General features: G+C 36.6%; 16 protein-coding genes and 1 riboswitch. Of the genes, 10 read left to right on the forward strand and 6 right to left on the reverse strand.

Annotated elements, in window-relative coordinates; translation table 11 throughout:
- The first annotated feature begins 5 nt into the window (after nucleotides 1–5).
- Entirely contained in the window at nucleotides 6–476 is a 471-nt protein-coding gene (ytkD, locus tag P3U61_RS04875; protein ID WP_014613581.1) for an RNA deprotection pyrophosphohydrolase, read from the forward strand.
- Nucleotides 457–1,233: an alpha/beta hydrolase family protein gene (locus tag P3U61_RS04880; RefSeq protein ID WP_041613219.1), complete on the forward strand. Its 777-nt coding sequence runs from the start codon at nucleotides 457–459 to the stop codon at nucleotides 1,231–1,233. The genes ytkD and P3U61_RS04880 overlap by 20 nt, the downstream gene beginning before the upstream one ends.
- Nucleotides 1,234–1,630: 397 nt before the next feature.
- Here P3U61_RS04880 and pckA read toward each other — a convergent pair whose 3' ends face one another.
- Nucleotides 1,631–3,211 (reverse strand): phosphoenolpyruvate carboxykinase (ATP), encoded by a 1,581-nt coding sequence (gene pckA / locus P3U61_RS04885; protein WP_014613583.1) that lies wholly within the window; start codon nucleotides 3,209–3,211, stop codon nucleotides 1,631–1,633.
- 247 nt (nucleotides 3,212–3,458) lie between these two features.
- Nucleotides 3,459–3,570, forward strand: a riboswitch (SAM riboswitch).
- A 104-nt stretch (nucleotides 3,571–3,674) separates the two neighbouring features.
- Between pckA and metK the strand changes: the two genes are divergently transcribed.
- From metK to P3U61_RS04900, 3 genes are all read left to right on the forward strand, one after another.
- Nucleotides 3,675–4,874, forward strand: coding sequence for a methionine adenosyltransferase (metK, locus tag P3U61_RS04890; protein WP_020219664.1), 1,200 nt, complete (start codon nucleotides 3,675–3,677; stop codon nucleotides 4,872–4,874).
- Between the two features lie 87 nt (nucleotides 4,875–4,961).
- On the forward strand, nucleotides 4,962–5,873 hold the full coding sequence (locus tag P3U61_RS04895) for an NERD domain-containing protein (protein WP_014613585.1): 912 nt from the start codon (nucleotides 4,962–4,964) through the stop codon (nucleotides 5,871–5,873).
- 141 nt (nucleotides 5,874–6,014) lie between these two features.
- The gene (locus tag P3U61_RS04900; RefSeq protein ID WP_063284448.1) at nucleotides 6,015–6,851 is read left to right on the forward strand and encodes an aldo/keto reductase; all 837 of its coding nucleotides are present in this window, start codon (nucleotides 6,015–6,017) and stop codon (nucleotides 6,849–6,851) included.
- Nucleotides 6,852–6,952: 101 nt separating this feature from the next.
- On the opposite strand, the gene crcB (P3U61_RS04905) is transcribed toward P3U61_RS04900, so the two are convergent.
- Genes crcB (P3U61_RS04905) through P3U61_RS04915 form a run of 3 tightly spaced genes read right to left on the reverse strand, consistent with a single transcriptional unit; the run spans nucleotide 6,953 to nucleotide 7,997 of the window.
- Nucleotides 6,953–7,300, reverse strand: coding sequence for a fluoride efflux transporter CrcB (gene crcB, locus P3U61_RS04905; protein WP_014613587.1), 348 nt, complete (start codon nucleotides 7,298–7,300; stop codon nucleotides 6,953–6,955).
- Nucleotides 7,297–7,662, reverse strand: a complete 366-nt coding sequence (gene crcB, locus P3U61_RS04910; RefSeq protein WP_014613588.1) for a fluoride efflux transporter CrcB — start codon at nucleotides 7,660–7,662, stop codon at nucleotides 7,297–7,299. Before crcB (P3U61_RS04910) ends, crcB (P3U61_RS04905) begins: the two co-directional genes overlap by 4 nt.
- 32 nt (nucleotides 7,663–7,694) lie before the next feature.
- Entirely contained in the window at nucleotides 7,695–7,997 is a 303-nt protein-coding gene (locus P3U61_RS04915) for a hypothetical protein (protein ID WP_014613589.1), read from the reverse strand.
- Nucleotides 7,998–8,149: 152 nt separating this feature from the next.
- Here P3U61_RS04915 and P3U61_RS04920 point away from each other — a divergent pair, with 152 nt between their 5' ends.
- Nucleotides 8,150–8,860, forward strand: coding sequence for a transaldolase (locus P3U61_RS04920; protein WP_014613590.1), 711 nt, complete (start codon nucleotides 8,150–8,152; stop codon nucleotides 8,858–8,860).
- Nucleotides 8,861–9,026: 166 nt separating this feature from the next.
- Nucleotides 9,027–9,476: a hypothetical protein gene (locus tag P3U61_RS04925; protein ID WP_014613591.1), complete on the forward strand. Its 450-nt coding sequence runs from the start codon at nucleotides 9,027–9,029 to the stop codon at nucleotides 9,474–9,476.
- A gap of 2 nt (nucleotides 9,477–9,478) precedes the next feature.
- Here the strand turns inward: P3U61_RS04925 and P3U61_RS04930 are convergent, their stop codons facing one another.
- Together P3U61_RS04930 and P3U61_RS04935 are read right to left on the reverse strand one after the other, a co-directional pair.
- Nucleotides 9,479–9,910 (reverse strand): competence protein ComK, encoded by a 432-nt coding sequence (locus P3U61_RS04930; RefSeq protein ID WP_014613592.1) that lies wholly within the window; start codon nucleotides 9,908–9,910, stop codon nucleotides 9,479–9,481.
- Nucleotides 9,911–9,912: 2 nt separating this feature from the next.
- Entirely contained in the window at nucleotides 9,913–10,467 is a 555-nt protein-coding gene (locus tag P3U61_RS04935) for a sigma-70 family RNA polymerase sigma factor (protein WP_172426177.1), read from the reverse strand.
- Between the two features lie 131 nt (nucleotides 10,468–10,598).
- Between P3U61_RS04935 and P3U61_RS04940 the strand changes: the two genes are divergently transcribed.
- From P3U61_RS04940 to P3U61_RS04950, 3 genes are all read left to right on the forward strand, one after another.
- The gene (locus P3U61_RS04940; RefSeq protein ID WP_014613594.1) at nucleotides 10,599–10,823 is read left to right on the forward strand and encodes a hypothetical protein; all 225 of its coding nucleotides are present in this window, start codon (nucleotides 10,599–10,601) and stop codon (nucleotides 10,821–10,823) included.
- A 156-nt stretch (nucleotides 10,824–10,979) separates the two neighbouring features.
- On the forward strand, nucleotides 10,980–11,843 hold the full coding sequence (locus P3U61_RS04945) for a peptidoglycan release complex glucosaminidase SagB (protein ID WP_014613595.1): 864 nt from the start codon (nucleotides 10,980–10,982) through the stop codon (nucleotides 11,841–11,843).
- Nucleotides 11,844–12,231: 388 nt separating this feature from the next.
- Nucleotides 12,232–13,800 carry an FAD/NAD(P)-binding protein gene (locus tag P3U61_RS04950; protein ID WP_063284446.1) on the forward strand — a complete coding sequence of 523 codons (1,569 nt, stop codon included), beginning with the start codon at nucleotides 12,232–12,234 and terminating at the stop codon, nucleotides 13,798–13,800.
- Nucleotides 13,801–13,952: the final 152 nt, after the last annotated feature.

Genomic DNA, 13,952 nt, shown 5'->3' on the forward strand with positions numbered 1-13,952 from the left:
GGGGCGTGAAGTTTACAGATGAAAATCAGCAAACTGTCATTTTAACGTTTAAAAATGATGCTGATGAAAAAGATGGGGGTCATGTGCTAGCGTTACCCATTTATGAACAACAATTGGTATTAACACACCATCAACAACGCGGCATTGAATTTCCAGGCGGTAAACGTGAAGTAGGAGAATCAAGTATAGAAGCATTAACGCGAGAGTTGTATGAAGAAACAGGCGCTATAGCTGAACATATTTATTATATTGCACAGTATGAAGTCCAGGGCGAACAGGATTGTTTTAAAAAGGATGTTTATGTCGTCATCGTTAATGCGATAGATCGCAATGTACACTATCATGAAACGATGGGTCCAATTTTAACGCATTCGATAGAGGCGATAGATGAAGCGGATAAAAGTTATTTATTAAAGGATCCTGCTATTTTACAATGTGTTGAAAGGATGAGCGTACTTGGCTTTTATCAAGAATAAAACAATGCCAGTCTTTTTAGAAAGTCACAAAGTAGAAGAATGGACGTATGAGGTCAATGGGCTACATGTGAAAGGATTAAATGTTGCACCGCATCAGCCTGTGAAACGCATTGTCATTTATTTACGTGGCGGCAAAGGCCAAGTCGGTCGTGTGCGTCTTGCGAGATTGTTGCAATTTATTACACTGGATACATTAGTGTTTGCGCCGTATTATCGTGGTAATAACGGGAGTGAAGGCAACGATGATTTTGCAGGTGCAGATTTGGCGGATGTTACGGTCGCAGCAGACATGTTAAAAGCACGTTATCCCCAAGCTTCATTACATCTGGTCGGCTTTTCACGTGGCGGTATCCAAGGATTATTAACGTTTCAAACAGTTGAAGCAGACAGTTACATCATTTGGGGTGGAGTGACAGATTTACATTTGATGTATGAAGAGCGTGTGGATTTACGGGGGATGCTCCGAAGAATGATTGGCCACCCTAAAAAAGATATCGCGGCTTACGAGTCACGAAATGCATTGAAAGACATATATGCGGGTGTACCACCGATATTGATCATTCATGGTGGCAAAGATGTACAAGTGGGCATTCATCAAGCGTACTTTTTAGAACAGCATCTGAAAAATGTCGGTGCACGGTTTGACACTTTATATCAAATGGATGAAGGGCATGTCCCGCGTCCACCTGCCATGAAACACGTGTTAGCGCGCATTCAACAATGGATGACGGACATCGAAACTGGCACGAAATTTTAAATACTATCACGTCATGTGTATGTCACGAAATGAACGTTAGAAATGTACGCTCATTTTGAAAAGGCATACGCATGACGTTTTTATTTTGTGCTCAAAGATTAAAAAGTTTGAGTGCCCACATTAAATTAAGATGCATGAATGATAACAGCATTGGCATTTTTTAGTAATATTATAAGTAAGGTTACAATTACGACTTTTTGGTACTTTTGTTGATTCTAGAGTTATTTGAGTAGACTGCTATCATTTGAGGTAACAAAAAGAAGTTTTTGTAATATTCTAGGTCACGTCAGTGTTTCATAAGAATATATAGGTACGATCAGTTTAAACCTAATAAAAAGTAGTGTCATCTCTTGTCGAACAAAAAATAGACACTACTTTGTTAATATAATGCGATGGATTAACCTTTAAATCCACCGGCTGCTTCTAATTGTTGTGCATCTTCGCCAAATTTTTTGAAGTTTTCTTTAAAGCGACTGACAAGGTTTTGTGCTTGTTCTTCGTATGCAGTTGGGTCTGTCCATGCATTTTTAGGTTGTAAAATCGTTGTTGGGACATCTTCAATTTTAGTTGGAATCGATAAACCAAAAATGTCATCTTTTTCAAATGTAGCTGTTTTTAATTTACCGTTAATCGCGTCATTTACCATTTTACGAGTGTATTTTAATTGGATACGGTTACCGACACCATATTGTCCACCTGTCCAACCTGTGTTGACAAGGTAAACATCTACGTCGTGTTTGTCGATTAAGTCACCCAACAATTCAGCGTAGACTTCTGCACGTAACGGTAAGAATGGTGCGCCAAAACATGTTGAGAATGATGGTTGTGGCTCTGTTATACCACGTTCTGTACCTGCTAACTTAGATGTGAAACCACTTAAAAAATGATACATCGCTTGATCTTTATCTAATTTCGAAATCGGTGGCAGGACGCCGAACGCATCAGCTGTTAAGAAAATAATCGTATTTGGATGTGATGCTTTGGAAGGTAACACAATGTTATCGATATAGTTGATAGGATATGCGGCACGCGTATTTTCAGTATATTTGTTGTCATCAAAATCAATGTAACCCTGTTCATCAACGACTAAGTTTTCTAACACTGTTCCGTAACGGATGGCTTCAAAAATTTGTGGCTCTTTTTCTGCAGAGAGATTGATGGCTTTCGCATAGCAACCGCCTTCAATATTAAAGACACCATTTTCATTCCAACCGTGCTCATCATCACCAATCAATTTACGATTCGGGTCTGCTGAAAGTGTTGTTTTTCCTGTACCAGAAAGACCAAAGAATAATGCGACGTCACCTTTATCACCTACATTGGCAGAGCAGTGCATACTCATAATACCTTGTTGTGGCAATAAATAGTTCATAATGGAGAACACAGATTTTTTCATTTCCCCAGCGTATTCTGTACCACCGATTAAAATGATTTTATGTTTGAATGAAATGATGACAAATGTTTCAGAACGCGTGCCATCCACTTCAGGATTTGCTTTAAAGCGTGGTGCAGAAATAATCGTGAAGTCTGCTTTAATTTTTGCTGCTTCTTCTTTTGAAGTGGGCTTAATAAATAAGTTTTGAGCAAATAGATTATGCCATGCAAATTCGTTGATAACTGTGAGTTTCAGTTGTGATTCTTGGTCGCTACCTGCATAACCATTGAATACGAACAACTCATCTCTTTCATCTAAGTACTCCACAACTTTTTCATAAAGATTCAAGAATTTTTCTTCTGAAATCGGTTGGTTGATAGAACCCCAATCGATGTCGTCTTTAACTTGTGGATTGTCAACAATGAATTTATCTTTTGGAGAACGTCCCGTATACTCCCCAGTTTTCGCGTTGATTGCACCTAATTCTGTCAGTTCGGCTTCATTTCTCTTTAAAATTTTGTTGTACAATTCAGTCGTTGTGAGTTGAAAATGTGAACTCGGCTTGTTAGCTACTGTTTCAATCGCATGTTTGTCGAATGACATGATAATATCCCTCCAAAGTAATTTCGGCAATGTAAGCCTTTACAATTCAAGAGTATAACATATTCGTTAAATAATCCCTACTCAATTAAGAAAAAAATTAAGATAAAATAAAGAAAGTAAAGTAATGTTACACCAAAGTAGAAAAACAAATGCAAAGGATAAAGGTGCTTCAAACATCATTTTGAAAAGCCCAGTAAGATGAAATTGACATCGGTAATAAAGTTTTGTAATATGATTTTAACGGATTCTCTTATCCTGAGTGGTGGAGGGACATGGACCCAATGAAACCCAGCAACCTCTTTTAACGAAGAAAGGTGCCAAACCGTTTGCAGACACAATACTAGTCTGAACGATAAGAGCGAATGGACGTTAGAGCCTTCACTCTATTTTATAGTGTTGAAAGGCTCTTTTTTATTGAGCTCAGATAGAGAATGTTCGTAATACATACAAAAAGGAGTTTATTATGACTTATAACAGACGTTTATTCACTTCAGAATCAGTTACTGAAGGGCATCCAGACAAAATTGCCGACCAAATTTCAGACGCAATTTTAGATGAAATTTTAAAAGGAGACCCCAATGCGCGTGTAGCTTGTGAGACGACGGTAACGACAGGGATGGCTTTAATCGTTGGTGAAATCACGACGTCAACTTATGTAGATATTCCAAAAGTCGTTCGTGAAACTGTCAAAGAAATTGGTTATACACGTGCGAAATATGGTTATGATTACAAAACGATGTCAGTGTTAACAGCGATTGATGAACAATCACCTGACATTGCACAAGGGGTGGACCGTGCTCTAGAATACCGTGAAGCAGGAAACGAAGAAGTATTAAACACAGGTGCCGGTGACCAAGGCTTAATGTTTGGTTTCGCGACGAATGAAACAGATACATTCATGCCATTACCGATTGACTTGTCACATAAATTGTCAAAACGTTTATCAGAAGTACGTAAAAACGGTACTTTAGATTATTTGCGTCCAGATGGTAAAGTTCAAGTTACAGTGGAATATGATGAAAATGATCAACCGAAACGTATTGACACGATTGTGATTTCAACACAGCATCACGAAGAAATTGAACTAGAAAAAATCCAAAATGATATTAAAGCATGCGTCATTTATCCAACTGTAGATGAACAATTATTAGATGAAGAAACAAAATTTTTCATCAACCCTACAGGCCGTTTCGTTATCGGTGGACCACAAGGTGACGCAGGTTTGACAGGACGTAAAATTATTGTTGATACTTATGGCGGTTATGCACGTCACGGCGGTGGTGCATTTTCTGGTAAGGATCCGACAAAAGTAGACCGTTCAGCTGCGTATGCGGCACGTTATGTGGCTAAAAATATTGTAGCAGCTCAGTTCGCTGATAAATGCGAAGTCCAATTGGCATATGCAATTGGGGTAGCACAACCTGTTTCGATTGCTATTGATACATTTGGTACTGGTAATGTAAGCGAAAATATATTAATCGAAGCGGTAAGACAAAACTTTGATTTACGCCCAGCAGGTATTATTCAAATGTTAGATTTACAAAAGCCGATTTATAAACAAACTGCGGCGTACGGTCACTTCGGTCGTAACGATGTGCAATTGCCATGGGAACGTACAGATAAAGTTGAAGTTTTACAAGAAACAGTGAATACATTAAAATAAAATTCTTGATGATAACTATCGCTAATTTTATAGTTATTTAATATAATAGAAATAACTGTAGAAAAGTGATAAAGGAAGGTATTGCTCATGACACAATTTGGTCCAATGGAAATCGGCCTCATTGCTGCGATTGTTGTAGCAGCATTATTCTTTATTTTGTTTTTAGTGGCATTGAAAAGCAAGAAGAAGGCGAAAGAAACTTATGCGAATCAATATCAAACAAAACAAGAGAAATTAACACACGAACATCAAGAAGAACTTGAAAAAGTCCGCATCGACAAGAAAAAAGCTGAAACACGTCATAAAGAAGAATACGAAACAATGGTATCTTCTAAAAACAGAGAAATCGATGCACTGAAACTGTTCTCTAAAAATCATAGTGAATATGTGACTGATATGCGTTTGCTTACCATTCGTGAGCGTTTAGTCAAAGAAAAGAGAATCCGTCCAGAAGATATGCATATCATGGCGAATATCTTTTTACCAACAAATGATTTAGAAGACATTACACGTGTCAGTCATCTTGTTTTAACACGCACAGGCCTTTATGTAATTGATTCAGAATTGTTAAAAGGCCATGTTTATCAAGGTATCAGTCAACAGCAGTTTTCTGATAATCCAATGATGGAACAAGTTTTTAAGACATTGGACTTAAGCCCAAAAACACCACAAACCGTTGTGTTAGATCAAAGCGACGCGTCTCACAATGCATTGTCAATTGTTGATTACACAGACCGTTTAGCGCATGTGGAAGCTTTAGCTGTGAAGTTACAACACGAGCTGGATTTGAAATATACACCAACACCGATTTTATATTTCAATCCGCGTCATGAAGATGATGTCACAATTTCAAATTATGCGTCACAAGGTGTTACAAAAGTATTAGTAGGTCCGGAACAGTTGAATGAATTTTTCAATCGTTTTGTGTTCCATGGACGTATTCAGTATGATGTGAACGATTTACAAAATATTATGGACGAAATTGAATCATTTAATTAAATATAATTAGGGCTGGGGTGTGATCTCCGGCTCTTTTTGTGTTGTTGAGGCGGGTGATATTCTATATTTTAGGTTGTATTGATTGCGCAATGACGTCACGATTCGATACGATAAGGTTAGATTACAAAGGAGCGATGACATATGAAACATGTAACATTTTATAATGGCAATCAAATGCCGCAAGTGGGTTTAGGTGTCTTTCGAGTTGAAAACAATGATACTGCAAAAGAAGCGGTTAAACATGCGATTAAAAGTGGCTATCGTAGTATTGATACTGCGATGATTTATCAAAATGAAGAAAAAGTGGGCGAGGGGATTCGCGAAGCTTTAGCGGAAACGGATTTAACGCGCGAAGATCTGTTTATTACGTCAAAATTATGGTTATCTGATTATGGTCGTGAAAATGTTGCAGCGGCATATCAGGCTTCATTAGAGCGCCTAGGACTCGACTACTTAGATTTGTATTTAGTGCATTGGCCAGGCTTAGATGAAGATGTCATGATTGATACGTGGAGAGGGATGGAAGAGCTATATCACGATCAAAAAGTGAAAAATATCGGTGTAAGTAACTTTAATGTGGAACATTTGGATAAGTTATTAGCAACTTCGCGGATTAAACCGGTCATTAACCAAGTGGAATTCCATCCATATTTAACGCAAAAACGTTTACGCGTGTATTTAGAAGCGCAAAATATCCATATGGAATCTTGGTCACCACTAATGAACGCACAAATTTTAGAAGATGATACTGTGAAGCAAGTGGCTGCTGAAGTTGGCAAGTCACCAGCACAAGTGATTATTCGTTGGAACTTGCAACATGGGGTTGTCACAATTCCTAAGTCAATCACACCAAGTCGTATTGAAGAGAATTTAAACGTATTTGACTTTGAATTATCGCTTGGTCAAATGGAAGTTTTAGATGGATTGAATGAAGATCGTCGTATTGGACCTGATCCATTACATTTTGATGGTAAGTAATTGTCAACGTTTATGTAAATATAGATTTTTGATACATTAAAGGAGCTAAGGAAACGTAATGTCCTAGCTCCTTTAACTTTTATACATAAGATTTTAAGTTGCTACAACTGCATGCCGATGAAACATAGTACAAAACAGCCGATATATTGGCATGTGCTATACCAAATGAATCGGCCCCACGTTTTGGAATGCAACATTTGAAATAGTTCCAAAGTTAATGTTGAAAATGTTGTAAAACCACCGAGTAAACCTGTGATGATTAACAGCTTTAATTCAGGTGATAACAATGTAAAGTGGTTGAAATAACCAATACAAAACGAACCGATAAGATTAACGATTAACGTCGCGATAGGAAATGATATGTTCATATAACGTGATGTTATCGCACTGATGAAGCCACGTAATACAGCTCCGATGCCACCGCCTAATGCCACGAATAACATGGTCATGCATGCACACCCCCTAATTTGTAGCCTAAGTAACAACAGATGAGGCCGCCACAATAGCTACACAATCCATATATGACTAAATTGAACCAGTCTAACTGTTGTGCCAGTGTGACAAGTTCTAATTGAAAAGTGGAAAATGTCGTTAATGCACCTAAAAATCCTGTTGTGAGTCCTAGTTTAAGTTTCGGATAGCTTGAATTCCAATGATGAAGGCGTACTGTGAAATAACCCATTAAAAAGGCACCTAACAAATTTGCAATGAAGGTGCCTATCGGTAAATGATATCCAATTGTTATGAAGCTCGTTTGCCATCTCAATAGTGCACCTATGCAGCCACCTAAAAAGATTAAAATATACTTCAAAATATCACCATTTCTCTTCAAATTTCTTAATTTTAAATGATGCCAAATGTGTAAAGTGAAGCAAGTAGATGGACCACTAATACAATGAGTAGTAATAATGGTTGTATTTTCGAGGCTTTATGAATCCAATTGCGACGCTCTGGTAAATGTTTAATAGATTTGTCGGCAAAACGAATGGCGATCAACAATATTAAACAATTAACGACACTACATACAAAAATGAGTTTAATAATAGATGTGAAGTGTGCGTTAAGTAATGGATTAAGCGTATTAAAATAGAGACTGATTAACATTAACAACACGGATAAGTAAAAGTATTTCTTAGATTTAGACATCATATGCCTCCTTTTCATATCGCTTGTTATCATATCATATTTTTGAATTCATTTACATCTGGTTAAAAATTTTGTAAGCGTAAAAATGGCATTGAGGACATAAAAAATGTTATAACGTTAATATGATAAAAATATCAAGGAGGCATAATTAAATGGCTGATTTAAAAGTACGCGTATTTGCTGATGGTGCAGACATCGAACAAATGAAGAAAGCATATCAAAATAAAGAGGTAGACGGTTTTACTACAAACCCAAGCTTAATGGCGAAAGCAGGCGTAAAAGATTACATTGAATTTGCTAAAGAAGCAGTTGAAGCGATTCCTGATGCTTCTATCTCATTCGAAGTGTTCGGTGACGACATGGAAACAATGGAAAAAGAAGCTGAAATCATCCAACAATTTGGTGAGAACATCTTCGTTAAAATCCCCGTTGTGAACACTAAAGGGGAGTCTATGATTCCACTTATCAAAAGCTTATCAGCTAAAGGCGTAAAACTTAACGTTACAGCTGTATACACAATTGAACAAGTTAAAGAAATCACTGAGGCTGTAACTGCTGGTGTTGAAACATACGTATCAGTATTCGCAGGTCGTATTGCTGACACAGGTGTAGACCCAATGCCATTAATGAAAGAATCAGTTGAAGTGACTCACAGCAAGGAAGGCGTGCAACTTTTATGGGCAAGCTGTCGTGAATTATTCAACGTCATCCAAGCTGATGAAATTGGTGCAGACATCATTACTTGTCCTTCAGATGTTGTTAAAAAAGTATCAAACATCGGTCGTGACATCAATGAATTATCAGTAGACACAGTTCAAGGTTTCGCTAAAGACATCAAATCTTCAGGTCTTAGCATTTTATAATTTGACAACGACATCATTTACAAAAAGCACATGTGCGTGGGCTGAAATCGAGTCAATGATAGATTTCAAAACCCGCACGCATGTGCTTTTTTGAGTTGAATGGCGCTTGCAATACATCTCAATTTTAGCTATGCTTTGTTAAGTAAAAGACATAAAGGAGTCTAATATGCGAAAAGACGTATTTGAGTATAAAGTGAAGAAAGAGTTATGGTATCTCAATCGCCGCGAAAAAAATGCGCTAACACAATATTTTGAAAAGCATCGTGTTGAAACTATCCAACAACAATTTTCGACACCACGCCGTTTTGTAAATGATTATTTGCAACATGAAGTTTTTGGGACACGTATTGTTTCATCGGGTCATTTAGTTACATCATTGGTTGGCTTACTTGTTTCGAATATTTTGTTGCTCGGTTTATTTATTACTGGCTTGCTACTGAGTTTAAGTGCGGTGAATTACTTTATCCAACCTCAAGTGACATTATCTGTAGGTACCGTGATCGCTGTTTTATTCGGTGCGATTGTATTAATGATTGGGACGGTTTATTTGATGAAACGTGTCAACGCATTTTTCACCAAAAGATTGTTGTTGTATAAATTTAATAAAGTGAATTAAAGTTACATTAGTGCTGTGAGTAAATAAGCGTCTTTCCATTTTCGAACGAATTGATTTAAAGGCATTGGGACAATGAGTGACAAGTTGTTGTTAAAATGAATGCGTGTATTTTGCTGATGTGACGAAGCGGCGATAACGTGTGTGACATTAATATAATATTGAATGGCTGCGCGTTGTGATTGAAGTGGACAAAGTATCAGTGATTTGCTCAAAAATATCGGGATCATTTGATGTACTTTCAACGTCTCGCTCGCAATTTTTTGTTGCGTACGTACATCTCTTTGAAATTGATAAGCCAGTTGGTCAATATACTGTTTCATCGACATTTGGCTTCGTTGTTCATGCGTGAGATGTTGAATAACCAATTGATGCCCTATTGATTCTGACGATTTAATATAAAGTATGTTTTCGTATTGTGGTTGTGTGACAGTCATGGCTAAAATCCTTTCTTTAAATCATCTTGTGTCAATACTTGTTTGATATGACGGAAGGTGGCAATTTTATATTTACGAACCGTGGTAGCTGATACTTGCATCAGCTGTTGAATCTCTTTTTGCTGATAACCTTGCAAATAAAAGCGAAACCAAGTGCGATGTGTCGGTTTTAAAGTTCGTATGATATCTTCAAGCATCAAATTCAAATGTGATGTCGACATGTCTTTCAGTTGATTGGCTGATGTATCCAGTGGTGTTGTTGTCAACGGTGTATGTGCCGAGCGTAATAAATCGATTAAATAATATTTCAGTTGATAATTGATATACGTTTTAAAAGACTGATTAAAAGTCGCATCATATTTCATTGAAAGTTCCCATAACCGTATCGACAACAATTGGAAGTATTCATCATAATTATACGAAATTTGATACTGATGTAGTAAAAAATGTATGAATTTATAGTATTGAGCATAAAGTGTATCAAAAATGATATCAATCACTCCTTTTCTAATTTGACCGGTCAATGGAGTTATACCATAGCGAAATGATTGTGACATTTTACTTTTTGTGCTATTTTATGTTTAATACAAGAATGAGACACTGTTTTATCGCTATTTTTTTAATGAAACGGTGTATAAGGACGCAATTAAGACATTTCGACCATTACAAATGTATAGAGGAGGATATTATGGATTACGAACATTTAAATTTAGAGCATTTCTTTGCGCGTAATGACGATTTGGACATCATTAGAGATCGTTCAGAGTTCGTTATGATTAATAATATGACAAAAGAAATGATGTATCGTGACGGTGATGTAGAAGGAACGATTAACCTTGCACGCTATTACTATAAAAATCGTTCTCAAGCAGCAAGTTTCATTATGATGGATTACCACCGTGAAGAAAAATAGTAATGGATTAGTTTACATATTCATTACTATTTTTTTATGAATTTGTAACAAGAGATGAAACCAATTGTACAGAGTCGTGTAAGGTGGTAAAATTTGAAGTCAAGCGAGTAAATTTAATTTATGTAACAATATGAAACATTCTGAAGAGGTGTGTTTATGAGAAAGCACAAGAAAGGTTCCATCCTTGCTGTCCTTGCATCTTTAATGATTGCTGCAGCTGCAGGTTTTTTCTTTTTCAAGATGATTGAAGATCAAATATTCTTTAAAAGTGTTGACCAAGTTGAACGTGTTGAAAAGTTAGATGTGACGTTAAAACAAGCATCTGAAAAGCAAATTGATAACTACACAAGCCAGCAAGTTTCAAATAAAGACCATACCAATTGGCGTGACGCTTCAGATTCTGAAATTCGTCAAGCGATGGATAGTTCATCTTTTATGGATGACAAGCGGCAGAAATATCAATTTTTAGAATTGTCAAAGTATCAAGGTATTGATAAAAACAGAATTAAACGGATGTTACGAGATCATCCGACATTGTTAGCACATACGGATGATTTTGTGAATGCGGCGAAAGCCAAACAAGTTAATGAAGTGTATTTGATTTCACATGCGCTTTTAGAGACAGGCTCAGTCGTTTCTGAATTGTCGAATGGTGTGGAAATTGACGGGAAAAAATATTATAACTTTTATGGTGTCGGTGCATTAGATGAAGCGCCTGTTAAAACCGGTGCAGAATATGCGAAGAAAAAGGGTTGGGATACACCAGAAAAAGCCATTAATGGTGGTGCAGCGTTTATTCACGACCACTACTTATCTAACCCAAATCAAAACACATTATATAGTATGCGTTGGAATCCTAAAAATCCTGGTGAACACCAATATGCTACAGACATTAACTGGGCTAAAAGTAATGCGGTGATTATGGCGGATTTCTATAAAGATATGAAAACGGAAGGTAAATATTTTAACTGGTACGTATACAAAGATGATAAAAAGCATCAAGATGGTCATAACTATTAAATCCATTTTGATTAATATTGAACGAAAAGGTTGAGTTGTCACGGTATTCATGTGAACGACTCAACCTTTTTTATTGCTGCATAAATACGAGATTACTCAGCTTTATTGTTACGACCGAGTACAAAAAATAAGATGACTGTTGAAATAATCACTTTGACAATCATTTTTAACATAGTACGCACTCCTTTATGTCTCAAGTGTACTATGCGTGTGAATTGTAATCAAAGTAAATGTGTGACGTTTACGATTCTTACTGCTCAAATTTTGTACATCATTAATGACTCGAACAGGACCAATACGATAGTAAAATGTAAAATGATTAATTAATAGGTATCATTCAGGGTATAATAGAGAAGCAATGTACAAATTAGAGTAAGGATGGTGCAAAATGAGAGTAGCCATTGTTGGAATGGGAACAGCAGGTGTGAGCGTTTTGCGACAGCTCGTAAAATATAAGCAATTTAAGAAGATTGAAGTAGATTTATATGATAATGCTTATAACATGGGGCAAGGAGAACCTTTTCAAAATGATAGTGAAGATTTTTTGATTAATGTGCCTGTTGATCATTTATCATTAAACGTCGATAACATTCTAGAATTTAGAGAATGGTATAACGAACAAGATACGTTTGATTACGGTGATGCGGATTATTTGCCGAGATACGTATTTGGTCACTATATGAAAAGTTATTTAGAACAATTTGACACAACATTTGAAAATGTCAATGTCATCAAACAAGAAGTGACGCATATGTATATTGAAGAGCAAGAAAGTGAAATTACTCCTAAACGTATTGTCGTATGTACAGGGAACGATGTCGATTCGTGTCAAAAATATGATTATGTGTTCTTTACGACTGGTACGATGTCTTACAACGATCCATTTGATTTAAAAGGACTAAAAGGGTACATTCATTCACCTTATCCTGCTAATCAAACGTTAGCTGAAGTAGATGATGACGATGCTGTGGCGATTATTGGGACAGGATTAGCAAGTTTAGATGTTGTACGTCACGCATTAAGTCATCATCAGCGTAAACCGATTGTGATGGCGAGTCGTAGTGGTAAATTACCGAGTGTGCGTGGAACGATGCAGGATATTACCTTTCAATTTTTAACATTGGAAAATTTTGATGCGCTGAAGGCAGAAAACATGGGCGTCGTTCCATTAGAAGACGCTGTAGCATTGTTTAAAAAAGAATTTGAAGTACGAGATATACCATTAGAAAAATTATTGAAACGTCGTAAATATGATGCGATTCGTGACTTGAATTATGATTTGAATCATCCAGAAGAAGTCGGTGCATTACAAAGTATGTTTGAAACGTTAAAAGAAAATATGAATTGGATTTGGAATAGTTTAAGTCGTGAAGACCAAGAACAATTTATCAACAAATACCACCGCTACATGAAAGAGAATACAAATCCAATGCCTAGAGAAACAGCACAATTGTTGGTGGAAGAAATCAAAGCTGGCCATTTACAAGTGTTGTCTGGTTTGGAGCATGTGCGTCAATTTTACGGTAAATACCGTTTGCGCTTTAAAAATGTTCATGAAGAAATGAAAATGGATGTAGTCATTAATGCGACGGGTCCGAAAAAACATTTGAGTCAATTAGATGATGACGATGCATTACTTCTAGATGTGGCGAATCGTCAAATCGTCCAGGCACATCCTCTTGGTGGGATCCAAATCGTGCCATCAACGAATGAAGTCATTAGTCCGTTATATGGTACACTCAACAACATGCGTGCAATTGGACAAATGACAAACGGTGTTAACTTTGAACGTAATGGCGTGAGCATGATTATTCAACAGGCAGTCAGTGCGGTAGAAAACTTATATGACACCTATAAAGCAAAAAAGGCTCTAGAAAAAGAAGCGCGCAAACAACAAAAGAAAGCGGAAGAAAAAGCAAAAAAGAAAAAAACGAAGAAGAAAAAGAAGAAAAAATAAAGACGCTGTTTTAGGGCGGAGAGAGCTTTAATGTTGTGATAAATCATTATATTATTAATTGGTGATGCTGAAGATTTGATGTTTAATCAATTGTAAATTTTAAAAAGATACGCTAATATAGACGCATGGACTTTTGATAGGTCCATGTGTAT

Origin of the sequence: Staphylococcus pseudintermedius, assembly GCF_034042775.1 — a bacterium.
GTDB lineage: Bacteria > Bacillota > Bacilli > Staphylococcales > Staphylococcaceae > Staphylococcus > Staphylococcus pseudintermedius.

Bases quoted from the DNA above. Each gene is read 5' to 3' on its own strand.
- P3U61_RS04945 (WP_014613595.1), top strand. From the start codon at position 10,980: ATGAGAAAGCACAAGAAAGGTTCCATCCTTGCTGTCCTTGCATCTTTA.
- pckA (WP_014613583.1), bottom strand. From the start codon at position 3,211: ATGTCATTCGACAAACATGCGATTGAAACAGTAGCTAACAAGCCGAGT.
- P3U61_RS04900 (WP_063284448.1), top strand. From the start codon at position 6,015: ATGAAACATGTAACATTTTATAATGGCAATCAAATGCCGCAAGTGGGT.
- P3U61_RS04915 (WP_014613589.1), bottom strand. From the start codon at position 7,997: ATGTCTAAATCTAAGAAATACTTTTACTTATCCGTGTTGTTAATGTTA.
- P3U61_RS04930 (WP_014613592.1), bottom strand. From the start codon at position 9,910: ATGACTGTCACACAACCACAATACGAAAACATACTTTATATTAAATCG.
- P3U61_RS04895 (WP_014613585.1), top strand. From the start codon at position 4,962: ATGACACAATTTGGTCCAATGGAAATCGGCCTCATTGCTGCGATTGTT.
- P3U61_RS04935 (WP_172426177.1), bottom strand. From the start codon at position 10,467: ATGTCACAATCATTTCGCTATGGTATAACTCCATTGACCGGTCAAATT.
- P3U61_RS04940 (WP_014613594.1), top strand. From the start codon at position 10,599: ATGGATTACGAACATTTAAATTTAGAGCATTTCTTTGCGCGTAATGAC.
- P3U61_RS04950 (WP_063284446.1), top strand. From the start codon at position 12,232: ATGAGAGTAGCCATTGTTGGAATGGGAACAGCAGGTGTGAGCGTTTTG.
- P3U61_RS04925 (WP_014613591.1), top strand. From the start codon at position 9,027: ATGCGAAAAGACGTATTTGAGTATAAAGTGAAGAAAGAGTTATGGTAT.
- metK (WP_020219664.1), top strand. From the start codon at position 3,675: ATGACTTATAACAGACGTTTATTCACTTCAGAATCAGTTACTGAAGGG.
- P3U61_RS04920 (WP_014613590.1), top strand. From the start codon at position 8,150: ATGGCTGATTTAAAAGTACGCGTATTTGCTGATGGTGCAGACATCGAA.
- crcB (WP_014613587.1), bottom strand. From the start codon at position 7,300: ATGACCATGTTATTCGTGGCATTAGGCGGTGGCATCGGAGCTGTATTA.